Origin of the sequence: Streptomyces dryopteridis, assembly GCF_049606955.1 — a bacterium.
GTDB lineage: Bacteria > Actinomycetota > Actinomycetes > Streptomycetales > Streptomycetaceae > Streptomyces.
The window spans coordinates 1,390,172-1,411,656 of sequence record NZ_CP187114.1 but is presented as its reverse complement, the minus strand read 5'-3'; the positions used below and the strand labels follow the sequence as shown (position 1 = coordinate 1,411,656).

The following is a 21,485-nucleotide window of genomic DNA, read 5'->3' as shown; positions in this document are numbered from 1 at the left end:
GGAACCGGGCGCGCCGGTCACTCGTACTCGGTGCCGCCCTTGCGGGTCAGGTACGCCGGGTTGATCGCCTTCGCCATCGCGCGGGCGCCCAGCACGGGGCTGTGGCGCTCGGTCGCCGGCCGGATCACGACGCCCTCGCGCAGGTGCGCGGCCCGGCCCGAGACCGTCTCCTCGCCCTCGGCCAGGGTCAGCACCAGCGCCTCGTCGTAGGGGCCCGCGTACAGGCGGGGCACCAGCGGCAGTCCGTACTCGCTCGCGAGGGCCTCCAGCTCCGCCGGGGCGAGCCGGCGCACCTGTCCGTCGCTCTCCACGGCCACGTCGAACGCGGCGAAGCCCGGGGCCGCGTCGGCGGAGCGCGCGTCCGCCCCGTACGTCAGGTCCTGCACGCCGGCCCCGTGGACCTCGCCGAAGATCCCGACCCGGCTCGCGCCGAACCGCTCGGCGAGCCCGGTCGCGATCTCGGCGAGCCGGTGCCCGCGCACGGCCCGCCAGTACACGTTCCGCTCGTCCTCCTTCAACGCCAGGGACTTCGCGCCGAAGCCCTTGGAGGAGACCAGCACCCGCTTCTCGGCCACGAGGAGGGTCAGCAGGCAGGCCGTGCCGTGCAGTTTCTCGGTGACGACGACGGGCTCGCCGGGGGCGAACACGTCGGGGTGCCGGCGCAGGTTCTCCACGTCGCCCCAGGGCAGCAGGTCGGGCGCGGACTCGACGTCGCCGCTCATCCGGGTCGGCACCGGCGGCGCCCACTTGGTGATCCCGAGGCGGTCCGCGAAGTCCGTGCCGGCCTCGGCGGCGCGGGCCAGGTCCTCGCCGGCCAGGGCGCGCGGCCGGCAGACCAGCCCCTGGGACAACTCGCCGCGCAGGCGTACCGCCTTGACCCGGTCGGCGCGGGATCCGGCGAGCCGGCCGGTCAGGTTCAGCTCGGCGATCAACTCGGCCGGGAGCACGGCCTGTTCGGGTATGTAGAGCGCGAAGTCCCCGGTGCGGTAGGCGCCCTTGGCGACGACGGCCCGGTAGAGGCCGACCTGTGCGAGTTCCAGGGCGTCGGCATCGGGGTGGGGGTGGATGGTCAACCGCTCGGCGGTGACGCGCAGGGTGGACACGGGCGGCTCCTTCGGCCGGAGTGCGAACGGGGAAGAGGGGGGAGGGGTGCTCCCGGTGCACGGCCGGGCCGGGCGGGGCCGGGCACGGGGGTCGCCCGTGCGGCTCCGCCCGGCGGCGCGTGCGACGTGCTCACTCTCGGGGACGCGGGCGCGCCCGGTCCACCCGATTTCCGCTCAGGCGGGCAGGTGGAGGGTGGCGACGGCGCCGCCGTCGGGGGCGTTGGCCAGGGTGAGTTCGGCGGCCAGCACCCGGGCCTGCGCGAGGGCGATGGTGAGGCCCAGGCCGTGCCCGGTGCCGCGTTCGGCGGCGCCGGTGTGGAACCGGCGGGGGCCGTCGCGCAGGATCACGCCGGGGAAGCCGGGGCCGTGGTCGCGCACGGTGATCCGCGCCCCCGCGCCGGGGTCGCCGCCGGGGCCCGGGTCGACGGCGACGGTGATCTCGACCGGGCCGGCCCCGTGCCGGTGGGCGTTGACGACGAGGTTGGACACGACGCGTTCGAGCCGGCGCGGGTCGGTCTCCACGCTCGCGTCGGCCGCGGTCCCGGGCGCGGCGGTGACCTCGGCGTCGAGGCCGGTGCGGGCCACGGCCTCGGCGACGACGTCGAGGAGCGGCACCCGGTCGCGCACCGCGTGCTCGGCGCCCGCGTCGAGTCGGGAGACCTCCAGCAGGTCCTCCACGAGGGACCGCAGGTCGCGGACGCGGGCCCGCAGCAGGTCCTCGGTCTCGCCGGGCGGCAGCAGGTCCATCGCGGCCAGGAGCCCGCCGACGGGGGTGCGCAGTTCGTGGGCCACGTCGGCGGTGAAGCGGCGTTCGTCGCGCAGCCGGCGGGCCAGGGTGTCGGCCATCATGTCGACGACGGCGGCGATGTCGCTGACCTCGTCGCCGCCCGGGACGGTGCCGGTGCGGGCGTCGAGGTCGCCGTCGGCGATGCGGTGGGCGGTCTCGGAGACCCGGCCCAGCCGGCGCCCGAGGAGGCCGGCGCCGTACCCGGCCAGGGGCAGCAGGACGGCGAGGGAGAGGAGGGAGGCCACGGCGACGGTGATGTCGAGGCGACGCAGGTCGTGGTAGCGCGGGCCCATGTTGAGGCTGACGGCGAGGATCGGGCTGCCGGGGCCGTCGACCCGCTGGGCCGCCCAGACCTCGGGCCCGACCGAACCCTCCACGAAGGCCGTGTGCCGCTCGTCGTCGCGCGGGTCGGCCAGTTTCCCGGGGAGGTCCGGGGGGTCGAGCGTGCCGTCGTCCGAGAGGGTGCCGGTGCGTTTGTACACGTCCATCGAGGTGTGCAGCCGGTTGAAGACCTGGGCCTCGGACTGCCAGCGGATGTTCGCGTCGGTCCAGACGTGCACGATGAGGCCGACGGCGAACGCCACGCAGCAGGCGGTGGCGGCGGCGAGCGCGGCGATCTTGCGGCGCAACGGGATCCGCCGGGGCGCACGGGGCGGACGAGGCGAGCGGGGCCGACGGGGCGAGCGGGGCTGACGGGCGGCGGCCACGGGTCAGCGCCGGAACTTGTAGCCGAAGCCGCGCACCGTCTCGATCCGCTCCCGCTCCGGACCCAGCTTGCGCCGCAGCCGCTGCACGGCGAGGTCCACGACGCGGCTGTCGCCGTCCCAGCCGTACTCCCACACCCGGCGCAGCAGGGTGTGCCGCTCCAGCACGATGCCGGGGGCGGCCACGAACTCCAGCAGCAGTTTCAGTTCGGTGGGGGTGAGGGCGACGGGCTCCCCCGCGATGGTGATCTCCATGCCGGCGGTGTCGACGACCAGGTCCCCGAAGGTGAGCACACCCGCCGTGTCGGGGGTGTCGGCGACGCCTGCCGGGCCCGGTTCGGCGCCGCCGCCGGGCACCCAGGAGGCACGGCGCAGCAGGGACCGGATCCGGGCGAGGAGCACGTAGGTGTCGACGGGTTTGACCACGTAGTCGTCGGCGCCGGCCTCCAGGCCCGCGACCACGTCCAGGCCGTCGCCCCGCGCGGACATCATCAGCACGGGCACGAGACTGCTCTCGCGGACCCGGCGGCACAGCCCGATGCCGTCGAGTCCCGGCAGCATCACGTCGAGGATCAGCAGGTCGAAAGCGTTCTCGCGGAAGGCTTCGAGGCCGGTGAGGCCGTCGGCGACGGCCCGCACCTCGTAGCCGTAGCGTTCGAGGGCGACGGCGAAGGCGCGGCGCATCAGCTCGTCGTCCTCGACCAGCAGCACCCGCACGGGATCGGTGGCCTCGGCGGCGGCCTGGGGGGTCGATGACACGGGCGGGACTCCTTCGGGGGCGACTGAGGGCACCTCCCGAGGCCGGCCCGGGCCGGAGCGGCGTCCCGGTGGGAACGATACGACAGATCCCGCCCCGCCCCCACGACGCCACGGCCACGTCCCCGCCCCCGCCCGTACCGACGTTCCCGCAGGTCACGCGCGAGCCACTGCGCCGCGCCCCCACTCCGTCCCCGCACGCGGGGACCCGCCGGGCCCGCGGGTCGACGCACGATCAAGCGGCGACGGATACACGACCGATACACGCGTGCCGCTCGGGGTCCGCGAGCTCAGGGGCGCCCGGGCGCCCCCGTGAACGCCTCGGCGAAGGTGAGCGCCGGGCAGGGCAACAGGTCCACCAGGGCCCGCCGCTGCCGGGGCGCGAGGTCGGTGGGGCGGAGGAGGACGGCGGCGTCCGCGTCGGTGCGGAGGCACAGGGCGGCGAGTTCCTCGGCCTTGCCGCGGCCGAGGACGGTGCGGGGGGGGAGAGCGGCAGGTGGAGGCGGGCTGCCCCGCCGTCGGAGATCCCGCGCCGTTGGAAGAGCCGGCCGACGACCAGGGCGCCGCGTGCGGTCAGGGCGTCGGCGGCCTCGATCGTGAGCCGTTCGAGCTCTTCGGGGCGGGCGGAAAGGCAGCCCGTGAGCACGATGCGCGTCCCGACGAGCGGGACCGGCACGGGCGCGGGGGTGACCCGGGCACGGCGGGGTGACCGACGGCCGGCGCGTGGGAGTTGCCGCATGTCGTGCACGGTAGGCCCGGGGGCGGGGGCGGCGCGCGTGGTTTTCGGGCGCGGTCAGGGGGTGAGGAGGGAGTGGGCGCACGCCAGGACGGTTTCGCGGGCCGGGCGGGGGTGCCAGCCGAGGAGGCGTTGGGCCTTGGCGGTGCTGTGGCGGTTGCGGCGGCCGAGGGCGGGGGCGATCTCGGCCATGGCGGGGTCGACGCGGGCGGCGTCGCGTACGAGGTCGTCGTCGAGTTCGGTGGTGTTCACGGCGCGGCCGGCCTCGCCGAGCCCGTCGCGCAGGGTGTGGGCCATCTCGGACATCCAGAGGAACTCGCCGGTGCCGAGGAAGCGCTCGCCGGCGGCCTCGGGGGCGGCGAGGGCGCGCAGGTGGAGGTCGACGAGGTCGCGGACGTCGACGATCTCCAGGCCGATGCGGGGGACGCCGGGCATCCGGCCGTCGAGCATGCGGGCGATGATGCCGACGGACCCGGCGGTGCGGTCGTCGAGGAGGGGGCCGAAGACGGCGCCGGGCAGGACGGTGGTCAGCGCGGGTCCGTCGGGGTGGGCGGCGGCGAACTCCCAGGCCGCGCGTTCGGCGACGGTCTTGGAGCGCCGGTAGGGGATGAGGGTGGGGTCCTCGGGGTCGGTCCACAGGGTTTCGTCGGTGACGCCGTCGGTGGCGTAGGAGGAGGGGCTCGCGGCGTTCGCGGCGGAGGTGAGGACGACGCGGGCGGCGCCGGCGGCGTGGGCGGCGCGCAGCACGCGCAGGGCGCCGTCACGGGCGGCGGCGACGAGTTCCCCGGGGTCGGCGGGGGCGCTGAGGCCGAGCGGGGAGGCCACGTGCAGGACCTCGTGGACGCCGGTGAGGGCGGTCTCCCAGCCGGCGTCGGAGGTGAGGTCGGCGACGGCGTGTTCCAGGCGGTCGGGGGTGACGGCGTCGGGGCCGAGGGCGCGGGCCAGGGTCGCGGTGAGGGCGCGGCCGCGTTCGGCGGAGCGGACGGTGGTGCGCACTCGGCGGCCCCGGCGCAGCAGCTCGGCGACGGTGTGGCCGCCGATGTAGCCGGTGCCGCCGGTGACGAGCACGGGGGCGGCGGGGTCGGGGTCGGGGGTGGCGGTCGGGGTGGGGGTGGGCTGGGGCATGGCGGGCTCCGGGGTGACAGAATGAGAGCGGAGGGGGCCTCCGGTTCTGTTTCGACCGTAACGGAGACCCCCTCCGGTTCGCAATCCGCCGCGCCCGACGCCGCCCGCCCGAGGAGCCATCCGCCGTGCCCGACACCCCCGCCGACACCCCGCCCGACGGCATGAGCGCTCCCCCGCGCGCGCCCGGGCGCGCCGACGCCGCCGCCAACCGCGAGCGCGTGCTGGCCGCCGCCCGCGCCGCGTTCTCCGAGAGCCCCGAGGTGTCGCTGTCGGCCGTCGCGCGCCGCGCCGGTGTCGGCATCGGGACCCTGTACCGGCACTTCCCGACCCGGGAGGAGCTGATCATGGCGCTGTACCGGCGGGACCTGACCGCCCTCGTCGAGCTGGCCCCCGCGCTCCTCGCCGAACACCCGCCGCTCGTCGCGCTGCGGTCGTGGTGCGAGGAGGTCGCGCGGTACGGGCGGCTGAAGTTCGGCGTCGCCGAGGTGATCCACGCCGCGTCCGCCGCGCACGAGGGCCCGGACCCCTTCCTCGACCCCTTCCTCGGCGCGATCGAGGCCCTGCTGCGGGCCGGGGCCGCCGACGGCTCCCTCAAGCCCGGACTCGCCCCCGAGGACGTGCTGTTGCAGCTCGGCGTGTTGTGGCGGATCGATCCCGGCCGGCCTGGCGCCGAGGAGCAGGTGGAGCGCGTGCTCACCCTCGTGGTCGACGGTCTGCGCAGCCGGGGACAATGACACAGGTCCGCGCGCCCCGGCCCCGGGGCGGCCCCTCGTCCCCCGGGAGTTCTCGTGGCCGGCCCCGCCGAACCCGCACCCTTCACCCTGCTGCCCGGGGACCCCGGCTCGCCGGTGCTCCTGCACGTGCCGCACTCGGCCCGGCACGTGCCCCCGGCCGCCCGGGCCGGGATCCTCCTCGACGGGCCCGCGCTGGAGGCCGAACTCGACCACATCACCGACGCGCACACCGCGGAGATCGCCGAACGGGCCGCCCAGCGGGTCGCCGAACGGGCCGCGAACACCCCGTGGCGGTTCGTCAACGGCCTGTCCCGGCTGGTCGTCGACCCCGAGCGCTTCCCCGACGAGCGCGAGGAGATGGCCGCGGTCGGCATGGGCGCCGTGTACACGCGCACCACCCACCGCGAACCCCTGCGCGCCGCCGACTTCGACCCCGAACCGCTGCTCACCCGCTGGTTCCGGCCCTACGCGGCGGCCGTGACACGGGCCGTGGAGGACCGGCTCGCGGCGGTGGGACGGGCGGTGATCGTGGACGTGCACTCCTACCCGACCCGTGCCCTGCCCTACGAACTGCACGGGGACGGCCCCCGGCCGCCGATCTGCCTGGGCACGGACCCGTTCCACACCCCGGCGTGGCTCACGGAGGCCGCGCGCGCCGCGTTCGCCGACTTCGGCGGCACGGGCCTGGACAGCCCCTTCGCGGGCACCTACGTGCCGCTGCGCCACTACGGGCGCGACCCCCGGGTCTCGGCGCTGATGGTGGAGATCCGCCGCGACGGCTACATGAGCGAGCCCGGCGGCCCGGCGGACCCGGGTGGCCTGGCGCGCCTCGCCGACGCGCTGGCCGAGCTGGTGGGCGCCGTCGAACGGGCCGTCGAGCGCGCCCCCGACCCGGCCTGAGCCCGCGTCACCGCGCGGGCGTCACCGGACCCGCGTCACCGATCCCGCGCCACACGGCCGCGTCACCGGACCCGGCCCACCGCGCCCGGGCTCACTGGCCGACGCGGCCGTCCACGCGTTCGCGCAGCAGGTCGGCGTGACCGCTGTGCCGCGCGTACTCGTCGATGCGGTGCACCATCAGCTCGCGGACCGCGACCCGCTCCCGCCCGATGAGCCGTCCGAGGTCCCCGCCGTGCTCGGCGAGCACCGCGTCGACGGCGGCCTGCTCGCGCGCGAGGTCGGCGAACGCGGACTCGACCGTCGCCGGATCGGGCACGGCGCCGTCGAAGTCGGCGTCCTTCGGGCCGTACAGGCGGGGCAGCGGGGGTTCGGTGTCGGTGATCCGGTTCAGCCAGTCGCGCTCCACCTCGGCGAGGTGGCGCACGAGGCCGAGCAGGGACATCGGGGACGGGGGCACCGAACGGGTCGCGAGCTGCTCGGGCGTGAGCCCCTCGCACTTCATCCGCACCGTCAACCGGTAGTTGGCGAGGAAGCTCAGCAGCGTGGCGAGTTCCCCCGCAGGGGCCGGTCCGTCGAGGGCGCGGGGGTCGTCGGCGGGGTCCACCCACATGTCCGCGTACTGCGTCGCCTCGGTCCACCGGCGCACGCGCACGGAAGAATCGTTCATCCCCACATCCTCACGCCCGCCCCGTCCCCGCCGCCACGTCATTTCCCCGCCGTGCCGGCCCGGCCGGGACGGTGGACAGGGGCGGGGGTGGACGGAAGGATGCGGGGATGACGCTTTCGGACCCCAAGGCCGATCTGCTCGCACAGTTGCGCGCCGCGCGCGAGGCGCTGCTGTGGAAGCTGGACGGGCTCGACGAGTACGCGGTGCGGCGGCCCCTGACCCCGACGGGCACCAATCTGCTCGGCCTGGTGAAGCACCTGGCCGGCGCGGAACTGGGCTATTTCGGCGACACCTTCGGCCGACCCTCCGGAATCGCGCTGCCCTGGTTCGCCACGAGCGGCGAGGACAACGGGGACATGTGGGCCACGCCCGAGGAGTCCCGCGAGTGGCTCACCGACCTGTACCGGCGGGCCTGGGCGCACGCCGACGCGACGTTCGAGGCCCTGCCCCTGGACGCGGTGGGACGGGTCCCGTGGTGGCCGGCCGAACGGGGCGGGGTCACCCTGCACCAGGTGACCCTGCGCGTCATCGGCGACACCCACCGGCACGCCGGGCACGCCGACGTGCTGCGCGAGCTCCTGGACGGCTCGGTGGGCCTGGGGCCGGGCGTGGACGGGACCCCCGAGCAGGACCCGGCCTGGTGGGCGGCGTACCGCGACCGCCTGGAGTCGGCGGCCCGCCGCGCCGCCGGCCTCGCGCCGTGAGCCTCGCGCCTCAGGGTGCGAAGACCGCCGTGAGGCCGCGGGTCGGGGGCGGGCCCTCGGGGGTGAGGCGGGCGGCGAGGTGGCCGTCGGGGCGGACGAGGAAGGCGGCGGCGCCCGGGGAGCGGTAGAGCCGGGCGAATTCGCCGCGCCCGTCGCGCACCGCGCGCACCGGGCGCACCGCGCGCACCGGGCCCGGGGGCGCGGGCTCCGGGGTGTCGGCGGGGAGGATGCCGAGGACCTCGACCCGGCCGCCCGAGCCCTCCGCGATCCGGGCCACGAGCGGGGCGAACGCGGCGAAGGGGTCGGCGCCGGGCCGGGTCGCGGGCGCGGCGTGCAGCAGGAGGACGTGGTCGCGGTCGCGCAGCAGGTCCAGCAGGCGGAGCGGGTACGTGGCAAGGGGGTCGATCAGGCCGCCGCAGTCGGGGGCGAGGTCGCCGGGGCCGGGGCGGGGCGCGTGCGGGTCGGCGGGTTCGACGAGGGGGCCGCCCCGGTAGGTCACCAGGAGTTGGGCCTCGCGGAGCATCGGGTCCGCGCCGTCGGCACCGGGGGTGGTGGGGACCCCGTGGGCGGCGTGCCGGACGGTGCGGCCGACGACCTCCTCGCCGACCGGTCGGCGTTCGGCGTCGTAGCTGTCGAGGAGGCCGGGGGCGGCGGCGCCCTCGGCGGCGAGGGCCAGTTTCCAGGCCAGGTTGTGGGCGTCCTGGATGCCGGTGTTCATGCCCTGGGCGCCGGTGGGCGGGTGGATGTGGGCGGCGTCGCCGGCGACGAACACCCGGCCGCGGCCGTACCGGTCCACGATCCGGTGGCTGATCCGGAACACGGAGGACCAGCGCAGGTCGGAGGCGGTGACGGGGGTCGGGGAGAGCCGGTCGAGGACGGCCTGCACGTGGTGGAGCTCGGGGCCGCGGCCCGGGGTGAGGCCGTGCGCGGGGCGGTCGGCGGCCTCGAACGTGTCGGAGGCGTCGGGCGCGTCGGGGTCGGGGCCGTCGGTGGGGTGTGCGGCGAGGTCGGCGGGGACGTTCATGGACACGCGGTGCCGGCCGCCGGGCAGCGGTACGCACACGAGGACGTCGTCGGGGCCGCCGGCGGGGTCGTGGCGGGTGCTGCGGACGGCGTGGCCGGCGGGCAGGTCCCCGGTGAGGATCACGTCGGCGAGCATGTAGGAGGCGGGGAAGGCGCCGCCCTCGAAGGCGAGGCCGAGGGATTTGCGGACGAGGCTGTGGGCGCCGTCGCAGCCGACGAGCCAACGGGCGCGCAGGGCGCGGGGGCGGCCGGCGGGGTCGGCGAGGAGGGCGGTGACCCCGTCGGCGTCCTGGTCGAGGGAGAGCAGTTCCGTCTCGCGTTCGACGCGGGTGCCGTGGCGGGCGAGGTGGTCTTCGAGGATGCGTTCGGTCTCGTACTGGGGCAGGGCGGCGAAGCCGTAGGGGATTTCGGGCGGCAGGGCGAGACGGGTGCGGGCCCGTTCGACGCCGTCGACGAGCACGAGGTTGCCGCGCAGCGGGACGGCCGCCGCGAGCACGTCGCCGATCAGGCCGGCGCGGTCCCAGATCTCCAGGGTGCGGGGTTGGACGCCGACGGCCTTCGCGTAGGGCAGGCGGGCGGGCAGCCGGTCGATCAGCCGGCAGGACACGCCGCGTCGGCGCAGTTCGAGGGCGGCGGTCAGGCCGACGGGGCCGGCGCCGACGACGAGCACGTCGACGGGCGGATCGGTCATCCCCGCGTCGAGGTCGGTGCTGCTCACGGGTGCTCCCGGGTGGACGGCCCCCGATGCGGACTCCTGCCGGTCCCCTCCATCATGGCCCGCGCGGTCGGGGGTCGCCCGGCGCGCGGCGCGCGGTCCGGCCGGGGCGCGGTTCAGCCGGCGACCGAGCGCCAGATCCGGTCGGGCAGGGTGCGGGCGCAGGCGTCGAGGTCCACGTCGCCGACGGACAGCGCGCGGCGGGCGGCGGCCACGACGGGGCCCAGCACGAGGGCCTCGATCAGGGGCGCCGGCAGGTCGGCGAGTTCGCCCGTGGCCCGGTGGGCGTGGATCCAGCCGGCGACGGGCGCGAGGCGGGCCTCCTGGGAGGCGCGCAGTTGCGGGGCGCGGGCCATGACCTCGCGGTCGGCGCCGGCGGAGTGCACGAGGCGGGCGGCGTCGGGGTGTTCGCGGACGAAGTCGAGGTAGGCGAGGACGACGGCCTCGACGCCGGCGCGGGCGCCGTCGGTGTCGCGCAGGGCGGTGGTGAGGGCGTCGAGGAGCCGGCCGGTGGAGCGCAGGGCGAGGGCGGTGAGGACCCCGTGCAGGCTGCCGAAGTGGTGGTAGACGCTGCCGGGGCTGACGGCGCCCTCGCGGGTGAGGGCGGCGACGGTGAGCCCGGCCTCGCCGCCGTCGGCGTACAGGCGCAGGGCCGCGTCGAGGACCCGTTCGGCGGTGGCCTCGCCGCGTTGCTGCTTGGGGCTCATCGGGCGGTGTCCTCGAAGGGGTGGGGCGGGGTGCGGGCGGGCGAAGTGGTCAGGGTACGCGAGCCCTCGCGGGGTCTCGCCGGGCGTCTTTCCGGAATTTTTTCCGGAAAACTCGACGTTCCCCCTTCCGGTTCCTCCCGGGGGCCGCGCACACTGATCCCGCCCGGTCCCGGGCCCCCGCCACGTGGGGGGAGGCGGGGGCCCGGACCGGGCGACGCGGGAAACGGCACGGGGGCGGGTCGCATGGCCCCGGCCGGCGGGGACCCGGCGCGGGCCCCGGACGACACGGCGGCCCGCTCGGGCACACCACGCCCTCACCTTTCGTCCCGTTTCGGGACCTTGGTCCTTGTGACGTGGATGACACAATCCGGGGCACAAACGACCTTCGTCCCGCGTTTCAGGGGCATCTCGGCGGCCAGGCTGATTGCGAGACACCCTGTACATCGCAAGGAAGCAACCCCTACACATGCCCGTTCGAGAACAGAACACCACCGAGCCCGAGTCCGCGGCCGAGTACCCCGATCCGGAGGCGGTGGCCCGACACCGGTCCCTCTTCCGGGTCGTGCACCGCCGCCGCAACCCGCGCCTGACCGCGTCCGACATCACCGTGACCGACGAGGACCAGGTGCGGCGGGCCGTGAAGGCGACGGCGCTCGGCAACGCCATGGAGTGGTTCGACTTCGGCGTGTACGCCTACCTGGCCGTGACCCTCGGCAAGGTGTTCTTCCCCTCCGGGAACCCCACCGCGCAGACCCTGTCGGCGCTGGCCACGTTCGCCGCCGCGTTCCTGGTGCGCCCGCTGGGCGGGCTCGTCTTCGGGCCGCTGGGCGACCGGCTGGGCCGCAAGCGGATCCTGGCCCTCACGATGATCATGATGGCGGGCGCGACCCTGTCCATCGGCCTGATCCCCGGCTACGCCTCCATCGGCGTGTGGGCCCCGATCCTGCTCGTGCTGTGCCGCATGGTGCAGGGCTTCTCCACCGGCGGCGAGTACGGCGGCGCGGCCACGTTCATCGCCGAGTACGCGCCCGACAAGCGGCGCGGGTTCTGGGGCAGCTTCCTGGAGTTCGGCACGCTGATCGGCTACACGGCCGCCGCCGGCCTGATCACCGTGCTCACGGCCCTGCTGACCCCCGAGCAGATGCTCGACTGGGGCTGGCGCCTGCCGTTCCTCGTCGCGGGCCCGCTGGGCCTGGTCGGCCTGTACCTGCGCACCAAGCTCGACGAGTCCCCCGCCTACCGCAAGATGGAGGAGGCCGCGGCGGCCGGCGAGGACCGGCCCAAGCAGTCCTTCAAGGAGCTGTTCACGACCCAGTGGCGCGCGATGCTGCTGTGCGTGGCCCTGGTCGCGGCGTTCAACATCAGCGACTACATGCTGCTCTCCTACATGCCGACGTACCTGCACGCCCTGGGCTTCGGCGAGACCGGCGGGCTGATGTCCATCGTCGTCGTGATGATCGTGCTGATGGCCCTGATCAACTCCGTGGGCCGGCTCTCGGACCGGATCGGGCGCCGGCCGGTGCTGATGGCGGGTTCGGTGGGCTTCGTGGTGCTGTCCGTGCCCTCGTTCCTGCTCATCAAGACCGGGTCGACGGTGTGGGTGTTCGCCGGTCTGCTGATCCTGGGGCTGGTGCTGCTGTGCTACCTGGGCGCGATGTCCTCGGCGCTGCCCGCCCTGTTCCCGACGGCCGTGCGCTACAGCGCGCTGTCGATCGCGTTCAACATCTCGGTCTCGCTGTTCGGCGGGACCACCCCGCTCGTCGTGCAGGCCCTGATCGACTCCAGCGGTGACGACCTGATGCCGGCCTACTACACGATGCTGGCCGGTCTGATCGGCGTGGTCGCGGTGCTGTTGATGAAGGAGACCGCGCGGCGACCGCTGGCCGGTTCCCCGCCCTCCGTGGCCACCGCCGAGGAGGCCCGCGAACTGGTCCGCGAGGACCGTTCCGCGACGGCCGGCGCCCTCTGACCCGGCATTTCCCGCACCCCTCCGCACATCCGCGCGACCACGCGAAACCATCGGACCCGTCGGCCCCAGGCCGGCGGGTCCTTCGCGTGTTCCGAAACTCCCGACGCGCTTCGGGCCCCGGTTCGGCCCCTTTCGACCGACACCCGCCATTGTGCCGACCTCGGCCCGGGTTATCTGCCGTGGGATCCACCGATTGACAGGGCATCAGGGCCCCGGGTTCCTGTGTGATCCACCAGCGGAGCCCGGCATTTCGCGGCCAACGGGACATCTGGGGCCGGTTCTTGACAGCCTTGTGAAAGCGTGAGCAACTGAATGCGCCGGGACGGTCCGGGCTGTTCGGACCGCCTTTCGGCCCGCCGAGCCCCCACTGCCGGCGGCTTTACCGGGACAGCACTGCCCGGTCGGGACACGCCCTCGGACGCGCACACCATGCGGGCCCACGGGTCCCGGCCGCCACCCCTCGTCGGTGACGCAGACCCGACGCGCATCGTGGCAGCCGCGTCCCGGACCCCCACAGTCCTCGGACGCCTCGGGCCCCGCCGCACCGTCGTGTTCACCGCTCGTCCCCCACCTGCCGTTCAGGAGACGCACCGCCATGTCCGCTGCCACGGGCTCCGTACCCGACCCCCGGCCCGCCGAGGCCCCCGAAGCCCCTGAAGTCCCCGAGGATTCCGCTTCCGCTTCCGGTCCCGCCGGCAAGCCCGAGAAGCACCCCGTCGACCAGGGCCTGCCGCCGCTGCGGCTGATGGGCGCCGGCCTCCAGCACGTCGCGTCGATGTACGCCGGCGTCGTCGCCCCGCCCCTCGTGGTGGGCGTGGGCGTCGGGCTGTCCACGGCCGACATCGCGTTCCTGATGAGCGCGAGCCTGTTCACGTCCGGCATCGCCACCCTGATCCAGACCCTCGGCTTCTGGAAGATCGGCTCGCGGCTGCCGTTCGTCAACGGCGTCTCCTTCGCCGGCGTGGCGCCGATGCTGGCCATCGCCAAGGCCCAGAACCCGGAGGACGCGCTCCCCGTGATCTACGGGGCGGTGCTGGTCGCGGGCGTGTTCGGCTTCCTGATCGCGCCCTTCTTCGGCAAGCTGATCCGGTTCTTCCCGCCCGTGGTGACCGGCACCGTGATCACCCTGATCGGGGTGTCCCTGCTGCCGGTGGCGTTCAACTGGTCGCAGGGCGGCAACCGGAAGGCCGAGGACTACGGCAGCCTGACGAACATCGGCCTGGCGGCGGCGAGCCTGCTGCTCACCGTGCTGCTGCGCCGGGTGCTGACCGGCTTCCTCAAGCAGTTGTCCATCCTGTTCGGCCTGGCCGCCGGCACCGTGCTGGCGCTGGTCCTGGGGCTGGCCGACTTCAGCTCGGTCGGCGAGGCGGACCTGATCGGCCTGCCCACGCCGTTCCACTTCGGCCCGCCGCAGTTCGCCGTCGCCGCGATCGTCTCCATGTGCATCGTGATGCTCGTGATCATGACCGAGACCACCGCGGACGTGCTCGCGCTCGGCCAGATCGTGGACAAGCCGGCCGACGAGCCGACCCTGGCCGCGGCCCTGCGCGCCGACGCCCTGGGCACCGTCGTCAGCCCGCTGTTCAACGGGTTCGCTGCGAGCGCGTTCGCGCAGAACGTGGGCCTGGTCGCCGTCACGAAGATGCGCAGCCGGTTCGTGGTCGCGGCGGCCGGAGTGATCCTGATCGCGCTCGGCCTGTGTCCGATCCTCGCCCAGGTCGTCGCCCTGATCCCGCAGCCGGTGCTCGGCGGCGTCGGCGTCGTCCTGTTCGGCACCGTCGCGGCGAGCGGGGTGCAGACCCTGGCCGGGGCCGGCCTCGGCCGCGGCGACAACGTGCTGATCGTCGCGATCTCGCTGGGCATCGGCCTGATCCCGATGGCCGCGCCGACCTTCTACCACGCCTTCCCCGAGGGCCTGCGGATCGTGCTGGACTCCGGCATCAGCACCGGCTGCATCGCGGCCGTCGCCCTCAACCTGGCCTTCAACCACCTCGGCCGCAAGGGCGCGGCCGACGAGGAGGCGGAGCCCGAGCCGGCCGCCGCGCACGCCGCGCACTGACCCCACCCGCGGCGACCACCGCCGCACCGACCCCGCCGGGGCCGCCCGAGGACCGCGCACGACGCGCGCGCCCGGGCGGCCCCGGCGCGCGTCGTGCGGGCCGCGTCGTGCGGGCCGCGTCGTGCGACCGGCCCCGGGCGGTCCGCCCGTTCGGACCGCCCCGGGTGCGGGGGGCCGGCGGCGCGGTGAGGCTGGCCGGGACCGGTGTGTCCGACGAGGAACGGGAGTGCTCGCGATGGCCAAGGCGTACCTGGTGGGCGGGGGGATCGCGTCGCTGTCGGCGGCGGCGTTCCTGATCCGCGAGGGCCGGTTCCCGGCCGCCGACATCGTGGTCCTCGACGCGGGCGAGCGGCCCGGCGGCAGCCTCGACGCCGCCGGATCCCCCGAGACCGGCTACACCATGCGCGGGGGCCGGATGTTCGAGGTGCACTTCGCCTGCACCTACGACCTCTTCGACTCGATCCCCTCCCTCGACGACCCGTCGAAGTCCGTCACCGAGGACACCTTCGCCTTCCACGAGGACTTCGCGTGGAACGACCACGCCCGGCTCGTGGACGCGGCCGGCAAGGTCGTCGAGTCCCACTCCATGGGCTTCTCCGAACACGACCGGCTGGAGCTGATCCGCTGCGTCGGCACCCCCGAACGGTTCCTCGACGGCAAGCGCATCACCGACTGTTTCTCCGAGGGCTTCTTCCGCACGAACTTCTGGTGGATGTGGTGCACCACCTTCGCCTTCGAGCCCTGGCACAGCGCCATCGAGTTCCGCCGCTACCTGAACCGCTTCGTGCACCTCTTCAAGACCTTCGACACCATGTCGGGGATCTACCGCACGCGGTTCAACCAGTACGACTCCCTCGTGCGCCCCCTGGTGGCCTGGCTCACCGACCAGGGGGTCGTGATCCGGGAGGGGGTCACCGTCACCGACGCGGCCCTCGCCCCCGGCGACGCGCTCACCGTGACCGCCCTGACCTGCGAGGAGAACGGGCGGACCGAGCGGATCGAGCTCGGCCCCGAGGACCTCGTCATGATCACCAACGGGTCGATGACGGCGGGTTCCGCCCTCGGCTCCACCGACGCCGCGCCCGTCCTCGACCCGGCCGAGGCCGGGGCCTCGTGGCGGCTGTGGGAGCGGCTCGCGGCGGCGCGGCCGGGCGAACTGGGCCGGCCCGAGGTGTTCACCGGCAGCCCTCAGGACTCCACCTGGGGCTCGTTCACCGTCACCACGAAGGACCCGAGGTTCTTCCGGCTGATGGAGAAGTTCAGCGGCAGCGAGGCCGGCAAGGGCGGGCTGATCACGTTCAAGGACTCCTCCTGGCTGCTGACGATCGTGCTCAACCACCAGCCGCACTTCCACGAGCAGCCCGAGGACACCTACGTGTGGTGGGGGTACGCGCTGTTCCCCGACCGCGAGGGCGACTTCGTGCCCAAGCCCATGCGGGAGTGCACGGGCCGCGAGATCCTCGACGAGGTGCTGCGGCACCTGCGGTTCGAGGAGGGCCCCGGGATCCTGGACGCCTCGATCGTGATCCCGGCGCTCATGCCGTACATCACCAGCCAGTTCCTGGTCCGCGAGGGTGGGGACCGGCCGGCGGTGGTGCCGGCGGGATCGACGAACCTGGCGTTCATCGGGCAGTACGCGGAGGTCCCCGACGACGTGGTGTTCACCGTGGAGTACTCGGTGCGGACCGCGTGGGAGGCGGTGGCCGGGCTGCTGCGCCTCGACCGCCGGCCGCCGCCGGTGTACAAGGGCGGCCACGACCCGCGCGTGCTGGTCGAGGCCCTGCACACCCTGCACCGGCGGTAGTCGGCGGTAGTCGGCAGGAGGGTGCGGGGCCGGGCCGGCCCGGGGGTCACAGGATGCGGGTGCCCTCGGGGCGGTGCGGCGCGAGCCGGCCCTCGGCGGTCAGACGGGCGACGGCCTTGCGGACGGTGGGCCGGGAGACGGCGTAGGCGGTGGCCAGGGTGAGCTGCGAGGGCAGGAACCCGCGCAGCTCGCCCACCACCATGCGCCGCCGCAGGTCGTCGGTGACGAGGGTGGCCAGGGAGTCGTGGGTGGGCAGTCCGGCCGCCGGGCACGGGGCGGCCTCGGAGGGCCGGGCCGGGGCGTTGCCGATCCGCAACCGGGTCCGGGCGGCCCGGCACACGAACTGCGCGGTGGTGGCGGAGACGTGGTAGTGGCGGGCCACGGTCTCGGGGGGCGGCACCGTCCCCCGGGCCGGACCGGACCGTTCCGCCATGTGCAACAGGAGGTCCGTGGCGATCTCCTCGTACCGGGGGATGTCGTGGGGCACTGCTGCGACCGCCTTCGCGCTCGGGGTTCCCGGAGCTGACCGTCGTCCGACGGGCCGACCTGCGGGCGCGGGCGCGACCGGGGGACGCCGGGTCCGAACCGGACGACCGGGGACCGCCGGAGCGACCCCCACCGCCACAGATATACCAGATCCAGACCAGACGCCCCATTCGAGCGCCGGGGTCGGGGTCGGGGTCGGGGTCGGGGTCGGGGTCGGGGTCGGGGTCGGGGTCGGGGTCGGGGTCGGGGCCGGGGTCGGGGTCGGGGCCGGGGTCGGGGTCGGGGCCGGGGTCGGGGTCGGAGCCAGGGCCGGGGCCGGGGCCAGGGTCGGGGTCGGGCCGGTGTCCGGGCCGAGGCCAGGGCCGGTGTCCGGGCGGTGGGCGTTGGGGCCGGGGCCGGGCGGTGAGCGGTGGGTCGGACGAAGGGCGGGGTCTCAGGCCGCGACGGGCGGCGTCGTCCCGCAGCCGGCGGCAGGGCGCGGGCGGGCGAGGGACCGCGCGCGGCGTCCCACCCGCGACCGCTCCGCCGGGCGCGCGTCCGGGACCGAAACCGGTGCGAGGGGCGCCGCGGTCGGCGCCGCGAGCAGGTCCGGGGAGGCCGTCAGCAGCGCCGCCAGCCGCGCGTCCGCCGCGTCGCGCAGCCGGGCCGCCTCCCGGGCCGCCGCGGCGAGTTCGGCGAGGGCCGGGGCCGCGCCCCGCACGTGCCGTTCGGCGGCCGAGAGCCGACCGGCCGCGAGCGCGGCCCCGGCCCGACCCGCCTCGCGGTGCCGGAAGTCCAACTCCCCCGCCCCGTCGAGCAGGGCCGTCGCCCGGGCGTGGTCCGGCCGCCCGGCCGGGTACCGGGCCAGGAGGGTCGGGCCGGGGTCGGGGACGCCCAGGTAGTCGGCCAGCATCCGGCTTCCCGGTCCGTGGGGTGTGGGGGTCACGGTCTTCGATCCTTCTCGGGAGGGGCCGACGAGGGCGGGCGCGGGGGTGCGGGTGCGGATGCACGGGCACGGGTGCCGGGGCACGGGTGCGGGTGGGTGGGTGCGGGTGCACGAACACGGGCACGGGGGTGCGGGTGCGGGCGGGCGCGGGGGCGCGGGTGCGGGTGCATGGGTGCGGCTGCGTGCGTGCGGGTGCACGGGCACGGGCAGGGCACGGGCGCGGGCGCGGGGGTGCGGGTGCGGGGGTGCGGGTCCACGGGCGAGCACGGGTGCACGCGCGCGGGGGCGCGGGCGGGTGCGGGGGTTGGTCTCCGCACCCGCCCGCGGGTCCGGGTGTTACGCCTTCTTGCCGTCGACGTGCGGGGTGCCGGCGGGCACCCGGATCGTCTTGGCGTGCGCGTTCTGCCCGCTGCGGTCGAGGTCGGCGGCCTTCTTGCCGTTCACGTGCGGGGTGCCGGCGGGCATTTTGACGGTCTTCGCGTAGTCGCGGCCCTGACCCTGATCCCGGTGTCCGTCGCGCCGGCCGTCGTGCTTGTCTTCGTGCTTCTTGTCGTGGTCGGACGCCTTGCCCGCCGGGATGTGGGCCGTGGAGACGGAGGCCGGGACGGTGTGGCGGTGGTCGCCGCCGCCGTGGTGGGCGGGGGCGGCGCTCGCGGCGCCGATGGCGGTCACCGAGGCGATGAGGACGGTGGCGGAGGTGATGGCGACGCGTCGGGTGAGCTTCATGGGGGGGGGTGCCTTTCCGGGCTTCCGGGGTGGTGCTTCCTTGATGAGACGAACGTACGCAAGCCCGGCATTTCGCTTCTCTAACAGCCCCGTTCAGCGGACCGCGACGTCCACGGTGAGCCCGCCCTCGGGCTCCGCGCGGGCGGTCACGCGCCACCCGTGGGCACGGGTGATGGCGGCCACGATGGACAGGCCGAGGCCCGCGCCCGCGCCGGGGGTGTGCTCGCGTTCGCGGAGCCGGCGGAAGGGTTCGAAGAGCAGCGGGACCAGGTCGGGGGGCACGGGGTCCCCGGTGTTGGTCACGCGCAGCCCCTCGGGGGTCACGGTGACCGTGACGGTGCCGCCCGGGCGGTTGTGGCGCAGGGCGTTGTGCAGGAGGTTGCGCACGAGGTGGGTGACGAGCACGGGGTCGGCGTCCACGCGCACGGGCTCGGGCGGCGCGGTCAGGGTGATCGCGACCTGCCGGCGGTCGGCCTCCTCGCGCAGGTCGGCGAGGGTGCGGGCGGCGGTGTCGACGAGGTCCACGGGGGTTCGACGTTCGAGCCCCTGCTCGGCGGTGGCGAGCAACAGCAGCCCTTCGATGAGCTGTTGGCTGTCGGTGGCGACCGTGATGAGCTTCTCGCGGATCCGGGCCACGCGGGCGGGGTCGGCGTCGCGCAGGCCGATCTCGGCGGCGGCGCGCTGCACGGCGAGGGGGGTGCGCAGTTCGTGGGCGGCGTTGGCGGCGAAGCGGCGTTGGGCGCCGACGAGGTGTTCCATCCGGTCGAGCATCGCGTCGAAGGTGTCGGCGAGTTCCTTGAGCTCGCCCGGCGGGGCGTCCAGGTGGAGGCGTTCGTGGAGGGTCTCGCCGGAGAGCCGGCGGGCGGTGGCGGTGATGACGGCGACGGGCCGCAGCACCCGTCCGGCCATCCACCAGGCCAGGGGCAGCGAGAGCACGGCGAAGACGCCCAGGGTGAGCAGGGAGACGCGCAGCAGCCGGCCCAGGGCGGCGTCGGCGGCGTCGGAGATGAACGCGGAGGGGTCGACGTCGGAGGCGGAGGGTCGGCCGCCGGCCGGCTTCCAGTTCGGGCCGATGGTGCCCCCGGGTTCGACGGCGGACGGCGGCAGCACGATGGTCTTGGTGACGGCGTTGCCGATCCGCTCGTCGAGCCCGCTGCGCACGACGAGGAAGACCACGGTGATGAGGGCGGCGCCGGTGAGGACGAGGAGGCCGGCGTAGAGGGCGGTGAGCCGGCCGCGTTCACCGAGCCGGGCGCGGAGGGGGAGCATGTGCCCCTGTCTATCCGAGGTCGACCTTTCGGTGTCGTAAGGCCCCGCGCGTGCCGGTTCGCCCGGATCCGGCCGCCGCCGGGCGCCCGGCCCCTCGCCCGGACCACGAAATCCGAATCCTTGCACGCCTGGCGCACACGGGATCGACTGTGATGGGGTGCCCCCATGGACGAGATCATCACCACCGAACGAACCCGGCACCGGCGGATGCGCGCGAACGGCAGTGTCCGCAAGGCCGATCTGCACGCCGTGCTCGCGGCCGGTTTCGTCTGCCACCTCGCCGTCGTCGTCGACGGCTCCCCCCTCGCGGTGCCCACCTGCTACGGCGCCACCGAGGACACCCTCTACTTCCACGGCTCCGTCGCCAGTCGCAGTCTGCGGGCGGACCCGACGGCCGAGGTGTGCGTGACCGTCACCCACGTCGACGGGATCAGCCTGGCCCGGTCCGTGTTCGAGCACGGCATCGAGTACCGCTCCGCGATGATCCACGGGGTGCCGCGCCTGACCGAGGGCGAGGAGAAGCTGACCGGGCTGCGGGTGCTGACCGAGCAGTGCGCGCCCGGGCAGTGGGACTACGCCCGTCGTCCCAGCGCCAAGGAGCTCGCCGCCACCGCCCTCCTGGCCCTCGACCTGACCGAGGCCGCCGTGAAGATCGCGGCGGGCCCGCCCGAGGACGGCGACGGGCCGGACGCCCGGCTCGGCCTGTGGGCCGGCAACCTCCCGGTCCGCACGGTGATCGGCGAGCCGGTCCCCGCCCCCGACCTGCCCGCCGGCATCGCCCTCCCGTCGCACATCGCGGCCATGCGCCGTACCCCCTGATCGGGCCGGGCGGGGTCCTCCGATCGGTCGACCCCGGGGTCCGACGGTCGGCGACGGGAGCGGGTCCGCCGGGGGGACGCGCGGAGCGGGCCGGACCGCGCAGGATGGGCCCATGAACCCCCACGACCGACTCCTCCTCGACGCGGCCCGCTCCGGGGACGCCGACGCGGTACGGGCCGCGGTCGGCGCCGGGGCCGCGCCCGACGTGCGTGACGAGGCCCTGCGCACCCCGTTGCTCCTCGCCTCCCTCGGCGACCACGTGGCGGCGGCGGAGGCGCTGGTCGCGGCGGGCGCCGATCCGGACGCGCCGGACTCCCGCCAGGACACCCCGTGGCTGGTCACGGGCGTGACCGGCAGTGTGGCGATGGCCCGGGTGCTGCTGGCGGCCGGTCCCGACCTGCGGCGCCGCAACCGCTTCGGCGGCGTCAGCCTGATCCCGGCGGCCGAACGCGGCCACGTCGAGTACACGCGCTTCCTGCTCGCGGAGACCGCGATCGCCGTCGACCACGTCAACGACCTGGGGTGGACCGCCCTGCTGGAGGCGGCGATCCTCGGCGACGGCGGCCCCCGGCACCGGGAGGTCACGCGGCTGCTGCTGGCGGCCGGCGCCGATCCGCTGCTGCCCGACCGGGACGGGGTGACGGCGCACGCGCACGCGGTGGCCCGCGGTTTCGAGGCCCTGGCCGCCGTCCTGCGCGACGCGGGCGGCGCCCCCGACACGGACACCGACACCGACGCCGGCACCGGCGGTGACCGGTGAGCGCGGC

19 protein-coding genes are annotated in these 21,485 nt (G+C 75.4%); 8 read left to right on the top strand and 11 right to left on the bottom strand.

What is annotated here, in order from left to right:
* Positions 1–17: 17 nt before the first annotated feature.
* The 4 genes from ACN20G_RS32780 to ACN20G_RS32765 form a co-directional block, all read right to left on the bottom strand.
* Positions 18–1,103, bottom strand: coding sequence for an RNA ligase (ATP) (locus ACN20G_RS32780; protein ID WP_424216876.1), 1,086 nt, complete (start codon positions 1,101–1,103; stop codon positions 18–20).
* Positions 1,104–1,277: 174 nt separating this feature from the next.
* On the bottom strand, positions 1,278–2,519 hold the full coding sequence (locus ACN20G_RS32775; RefSeq protein WP_424216875.1) for an ATP-binding protein: 1,242 nt from the start codon (positions 2,517–2,519) through the stop codon (positions 1,278–1,280).
* Positions 2,520–2,600: 81 nt separating this feature from the next.
* Positions 2,601–3,353, bottom strand: a complete 753-nt coding sequence (gene cseB / locus ACN20G_RS32770; RefSeq protein ID WP_424216874.1) for a two-component system response regulator CseB — start codon at positions 3,351–3,353, stop codon at positions 2,601–2,603.
* A gap of 790 nt (positions 3,354–4,143) precedes the next feature.
* Positions 4,144–5,211, bottom strand: coding sequence for an NAD-dependent epimerase/dehydratase family protein (locus ACN20G_RS32765; RefSeq protein ID WP_424216873.1), 1,068 nt, complete (start codon positions 5,209–5,211; stop codon positions 4,144–4,146).
* A 125-nt stretch (positions 5,212–5,336) separates the two neighbouring features.
* Between ACN20G_RS32765 and ACN20G_RS32760 the strand changes: the two genes are divergently transcribed.
* The gene (locus tag ACN20G_RS32760) at positions 5,337–5,945 is read left to right on the top strand and encodes a TetR/AcrR family transcriptional regulator (RefSeq protein ID WP_424216872.1); all 609 of its coding nucleotides are present in this window, start codon (positions 5,337–5,339) and stop codon (positions 5,943–5,945) included.
* A 54-nt stretch (positions 5,946–5,999) separates the two neighbouring features.
* Entirely contained in the window at positions 6,000–6,845 is an 846-nt protein-coding gene (locus ACN20G_RS32755; RefSeq protein WP_424216871.1) for an N-formylglutamate amidohydrolase, read from the top strand.
* Between the two features lie 91 nt (positions 6,846–6,936).
* On the opposite strand, the gene ACN20G_RS32750 is transcribed toward ACN20G_RS32755, so the two are convergent.
* A complete protein-coding gene (locus ACN20G_RS32750) occupies positions 6,937–7,512 on the bottom strand; it encodes a DinB family protein (RefSeq protein WP_424216870.1) in 576 nt (191 codons plus the stop codon).
* Positions 7,513–7,619: 107 nt separating this feature from the next.
* Here ACN20G_RS32750 and ACN20G_RS32745 point away from each other — a divergent pair, with 107 nt between their 5' ends.
* Positions 7,620–8,216, top strand: a complete 597-nt coding sequence (locus ACN20G_RS32745; RefSeq protein WP_424216869.1) for a DinB family protein — start codon at positions 7,620–7,622, stop codon at positions 8,214–8,216.
* A 10-nt stretch (positions 8,217–8,226) separates the two neighbouring features.
* Here ACN20G_RS32745 and ACN20G_RS32740 read toward each other — a convergent pair whose 3' ends face one another.
* Positions 8,227–9,930: an FAD-dependent monooxygenase gene (locus ACN20G_RS32740; RefSeq protein ID WP_424217429.1), complete on the bottom strand. Its 1,704-nt coding sequence runs from the start codon at positions 9,928–9,930 to the stop codon at positions 8,227–8,229.
* Positions 9,931–10,070: 140 nt separating this feature from the next.
* Complete coding sequence (locus ACN20G_RS32735; protein ID WP_424216868.1) at positions 10,071–10,661, bottom strand: TetR/AcrR family transcriptional regulator; 591 nt, start codon at positions 10,659–10,661, stop codon at positions 10,071–10,073.
* Between the two features lie 466 nt (positions 10,662–11,127).
* Between ACN20G_RS32735 and proP the strand changes: the two genes are divergently transcribed.
* From proP to ACN20G_RS32720, 3 genes are all read left to right on the top strand, one after another.
* Positions 11,128–12,630: a glycine betaine/L-proline transporter ProP gene (proP, locus tag ACN20G_RS32730; protein ID WP_424216867.1), complete on the top strand. Its 1,503-nt coding sequence runs from the start codon at positions 11,128–11,130 to the stop codon at positions 12,628–12,630.
* A 595-nt stretch (positions 12,631–13,225) separates the two neighbouring features.
* Positions 13,226–14,689, top strand: coding sequence for a nucleobase:cation symporter-2 family protein (locus tag ACN20G_RS32725; RefSeq protein ID WP_424216866.1), 1,464 nt, complete (start codon positions 13,226–13,228; stop codon positions 14,687–14,689).
* 235 nt (positions 14,690–14,924) lie between these two features.
* Positions 14,925–16,493: an oleate hydratase gene (locus ACN20G_RS32720; RefSeq protein ID WP_424217428.1), complete on the top strand. Its 1,569-nt coding sequence runs from the start codon at positions 14,925–14,927 to the stop codon at positions 16,491–16,493.
* A 46-nt stretch (positions 16,494–16,539) separates the two neighbouring features.
* Here ACN20G_RS32720 and ACN20G_RS32715 read toward each other — a convergent pair whose 3' ends face one another.
* The 4 genes from ACN20G_RS32715 to ACN20G_RS32700 all read right to left on the bottom strand — a co-directional run bounded on the left by ACN20G_RS32715 (position 16,540) and on the right by ACN20G_RS32700 (position 19,899).
* Positions 16,540–16,980, bottom strand: a complete 441-nt coding sequence (locus ACN20G_RS32715) for a GntR family transcriptional regulator (protein WP_424216865.1) — start codon at positions 16,978–16,980, stop codon at positions 16,540–16,542.
* A gap of 432 nt (positions 16,981–17,412) precedes the next feature.
* Positions 17,413–17,904, bottom strand: coding sequence for a hypothetical protein (locus ACN20G_RS32710; protein WP_424216864.1), 492 nt, complete (start codon positions 17,902–17,904; stop codon positions 17,413–17,415).
* Between the two features lie 336 nt (positions 17,905–18,240).
* On the bottom strand, positions 18,241–18,630 hold the full coding sequence (locus ACN20G_RS32705; protein ID WP_424216863.1) for a hypothetical protein: 390 nt from the start codon (positions 18,628–18,630) through the stop codon (positions 18,241–18,243).
* 93 nt (positions 18,631–18,723) lie between these two features.
* Positions 18,724–19,899: a sensor histidine kinase gene (locus ACN20G_RS32700; RefSeq protein ID WP_424216862.1), complete on the bottom strand. Its 1,176-nt coding sequence runs from the start codon at positions 19,897–19,899 to the stop codon at positions 18,724–18,726.
* Positions 19,900–20,064: 165 nt separating this feature from the next.
* Here ACN20G_RS32700 and ACN20G_RS32695 point away from each other — a divergent pair, with 165 nt between their 5' ends.
* Together ACN20G_RS32695 and ACN20G_RS32690 are read left to right on the top strand one after the other, a co-directional pair.
* The gene (locus tag ACN20G_RS32695; protein ID WP_424216861.1) at positions 20,065–20,718 is read left to right on the top strand and encodes a pyridoxamine 5'-phosphate oxidase family protein; all 654 of its coding nucleotides are present in this window, start codon (positions 20,065–20,067) and stop codon (positions 20,716–20,718) included.
* A 112-nt stretch (positions 20,719–20,830) separates the two neighbouring features.
* Entirely contained in the window at positions 20,831–21,478 is a 648-nt protein-coding gene (locus ACN20G_RS32690) for an ankyrin repeat domain-containing protein (protein ID WP_424216860.1), read from the top strand.
* Positions 21,479–21,485 lie beyond the last annotated feature (7 nt).

What these genes read in the sequence shown, in the direction of transcription:
- ACN20G_RS32750 (WP_424216870.1), bottom strand. Translation starts at nt 7,512, where the DNA reads ATGAACGATTCTTCCGTGCGCGTGCGCCGGTGGACCGAGGCGACGCAG.
- ACN20G_RS32745 (WP_424216869.1), top strand. Translation starts at nt 7,620, where the DNA reads ATGACGCTTTCGGACCCCAAGGCCGATCTGCTCGCACAGTTGCGCGCC.
- ACN20G_RS32695 (WP_424216861.1), top strand. Translation starts at nt 20,065, where the DNA reads ATGGACGAGATCATCACCACCGAACGAACCCGGCACCGGCGGATGCGC.
- ACN20G_RS32765 (WP_424216873.1), bottom strand. Translation starts at nt 5,211, where the DNA reads ATGCCCCAGCCCACCCCCACCCCGACCGCCACCCCCGACCCCGACCCC.
- ACN20G_RS32740 (WP_424217429.1), bottom strand. Translation starts at nt 9,930, where the DNA reads ATGACCGATCCGCCCGTCGACGTGCTCGTCGTCGGCGCCGGCCCCGTC.
- ACN20G_RS32705 (WP_424216863.1), bottom strand. Translation starts at nt 18,630, where the DNA reads ATGAAGCTCACCCGACGCGTCGCCATCACCTCCGCCACCGTCCTCATC.
- ACN20G_RS32700 (WP_424216862.1), bottom strand. Translation starts at nt 19,899, where the DNA reads ATGCTCCCCCTCCGCGCCCGGCTCGGTGAACGCGGCCGGCTCACCGCC.
- ACN20G_RS32725 (WP_424216866.1), top strand. Translation starts at nt 13,226, where the DNA reads ATGTCCGCTGCCACGGGCTCCGTACCCGACCCCCGGCCCGCCGAGGCC.
- ACN20G_RS32720 (WP_424217428.1), top strand. Translation starts at nt 14,925, where the DNA reads ATGGCCAAGGCGTACCTGGTGGGCGGGGGGATCGCGTCGCTGTCGGCG.
- proP (WP_424216867.1), top strand. Translation starts at nt 11,128, where the DNA reads ATGCCCGTTCGAGAACAGAACACCACCGAGCCCGAGTCCGCGGCCGAG.
- ACN20G_RS32690 (WP_424216860.1), top strand. Translation starts at nt 20,831, where the DNA reads ATGAACCCCCACGACCGACTCCTCCTCGACGCGGCCCGCTCCGGGGAC.
- ACN20G_RS32735 (WP_424216868.1), bottom strand. Translation starts at nt 10,661, where the DNA reads ATGAGCCCCAAGCAGCAACGCGGCGAGGCCACCGCCGAACGGGTCCTC.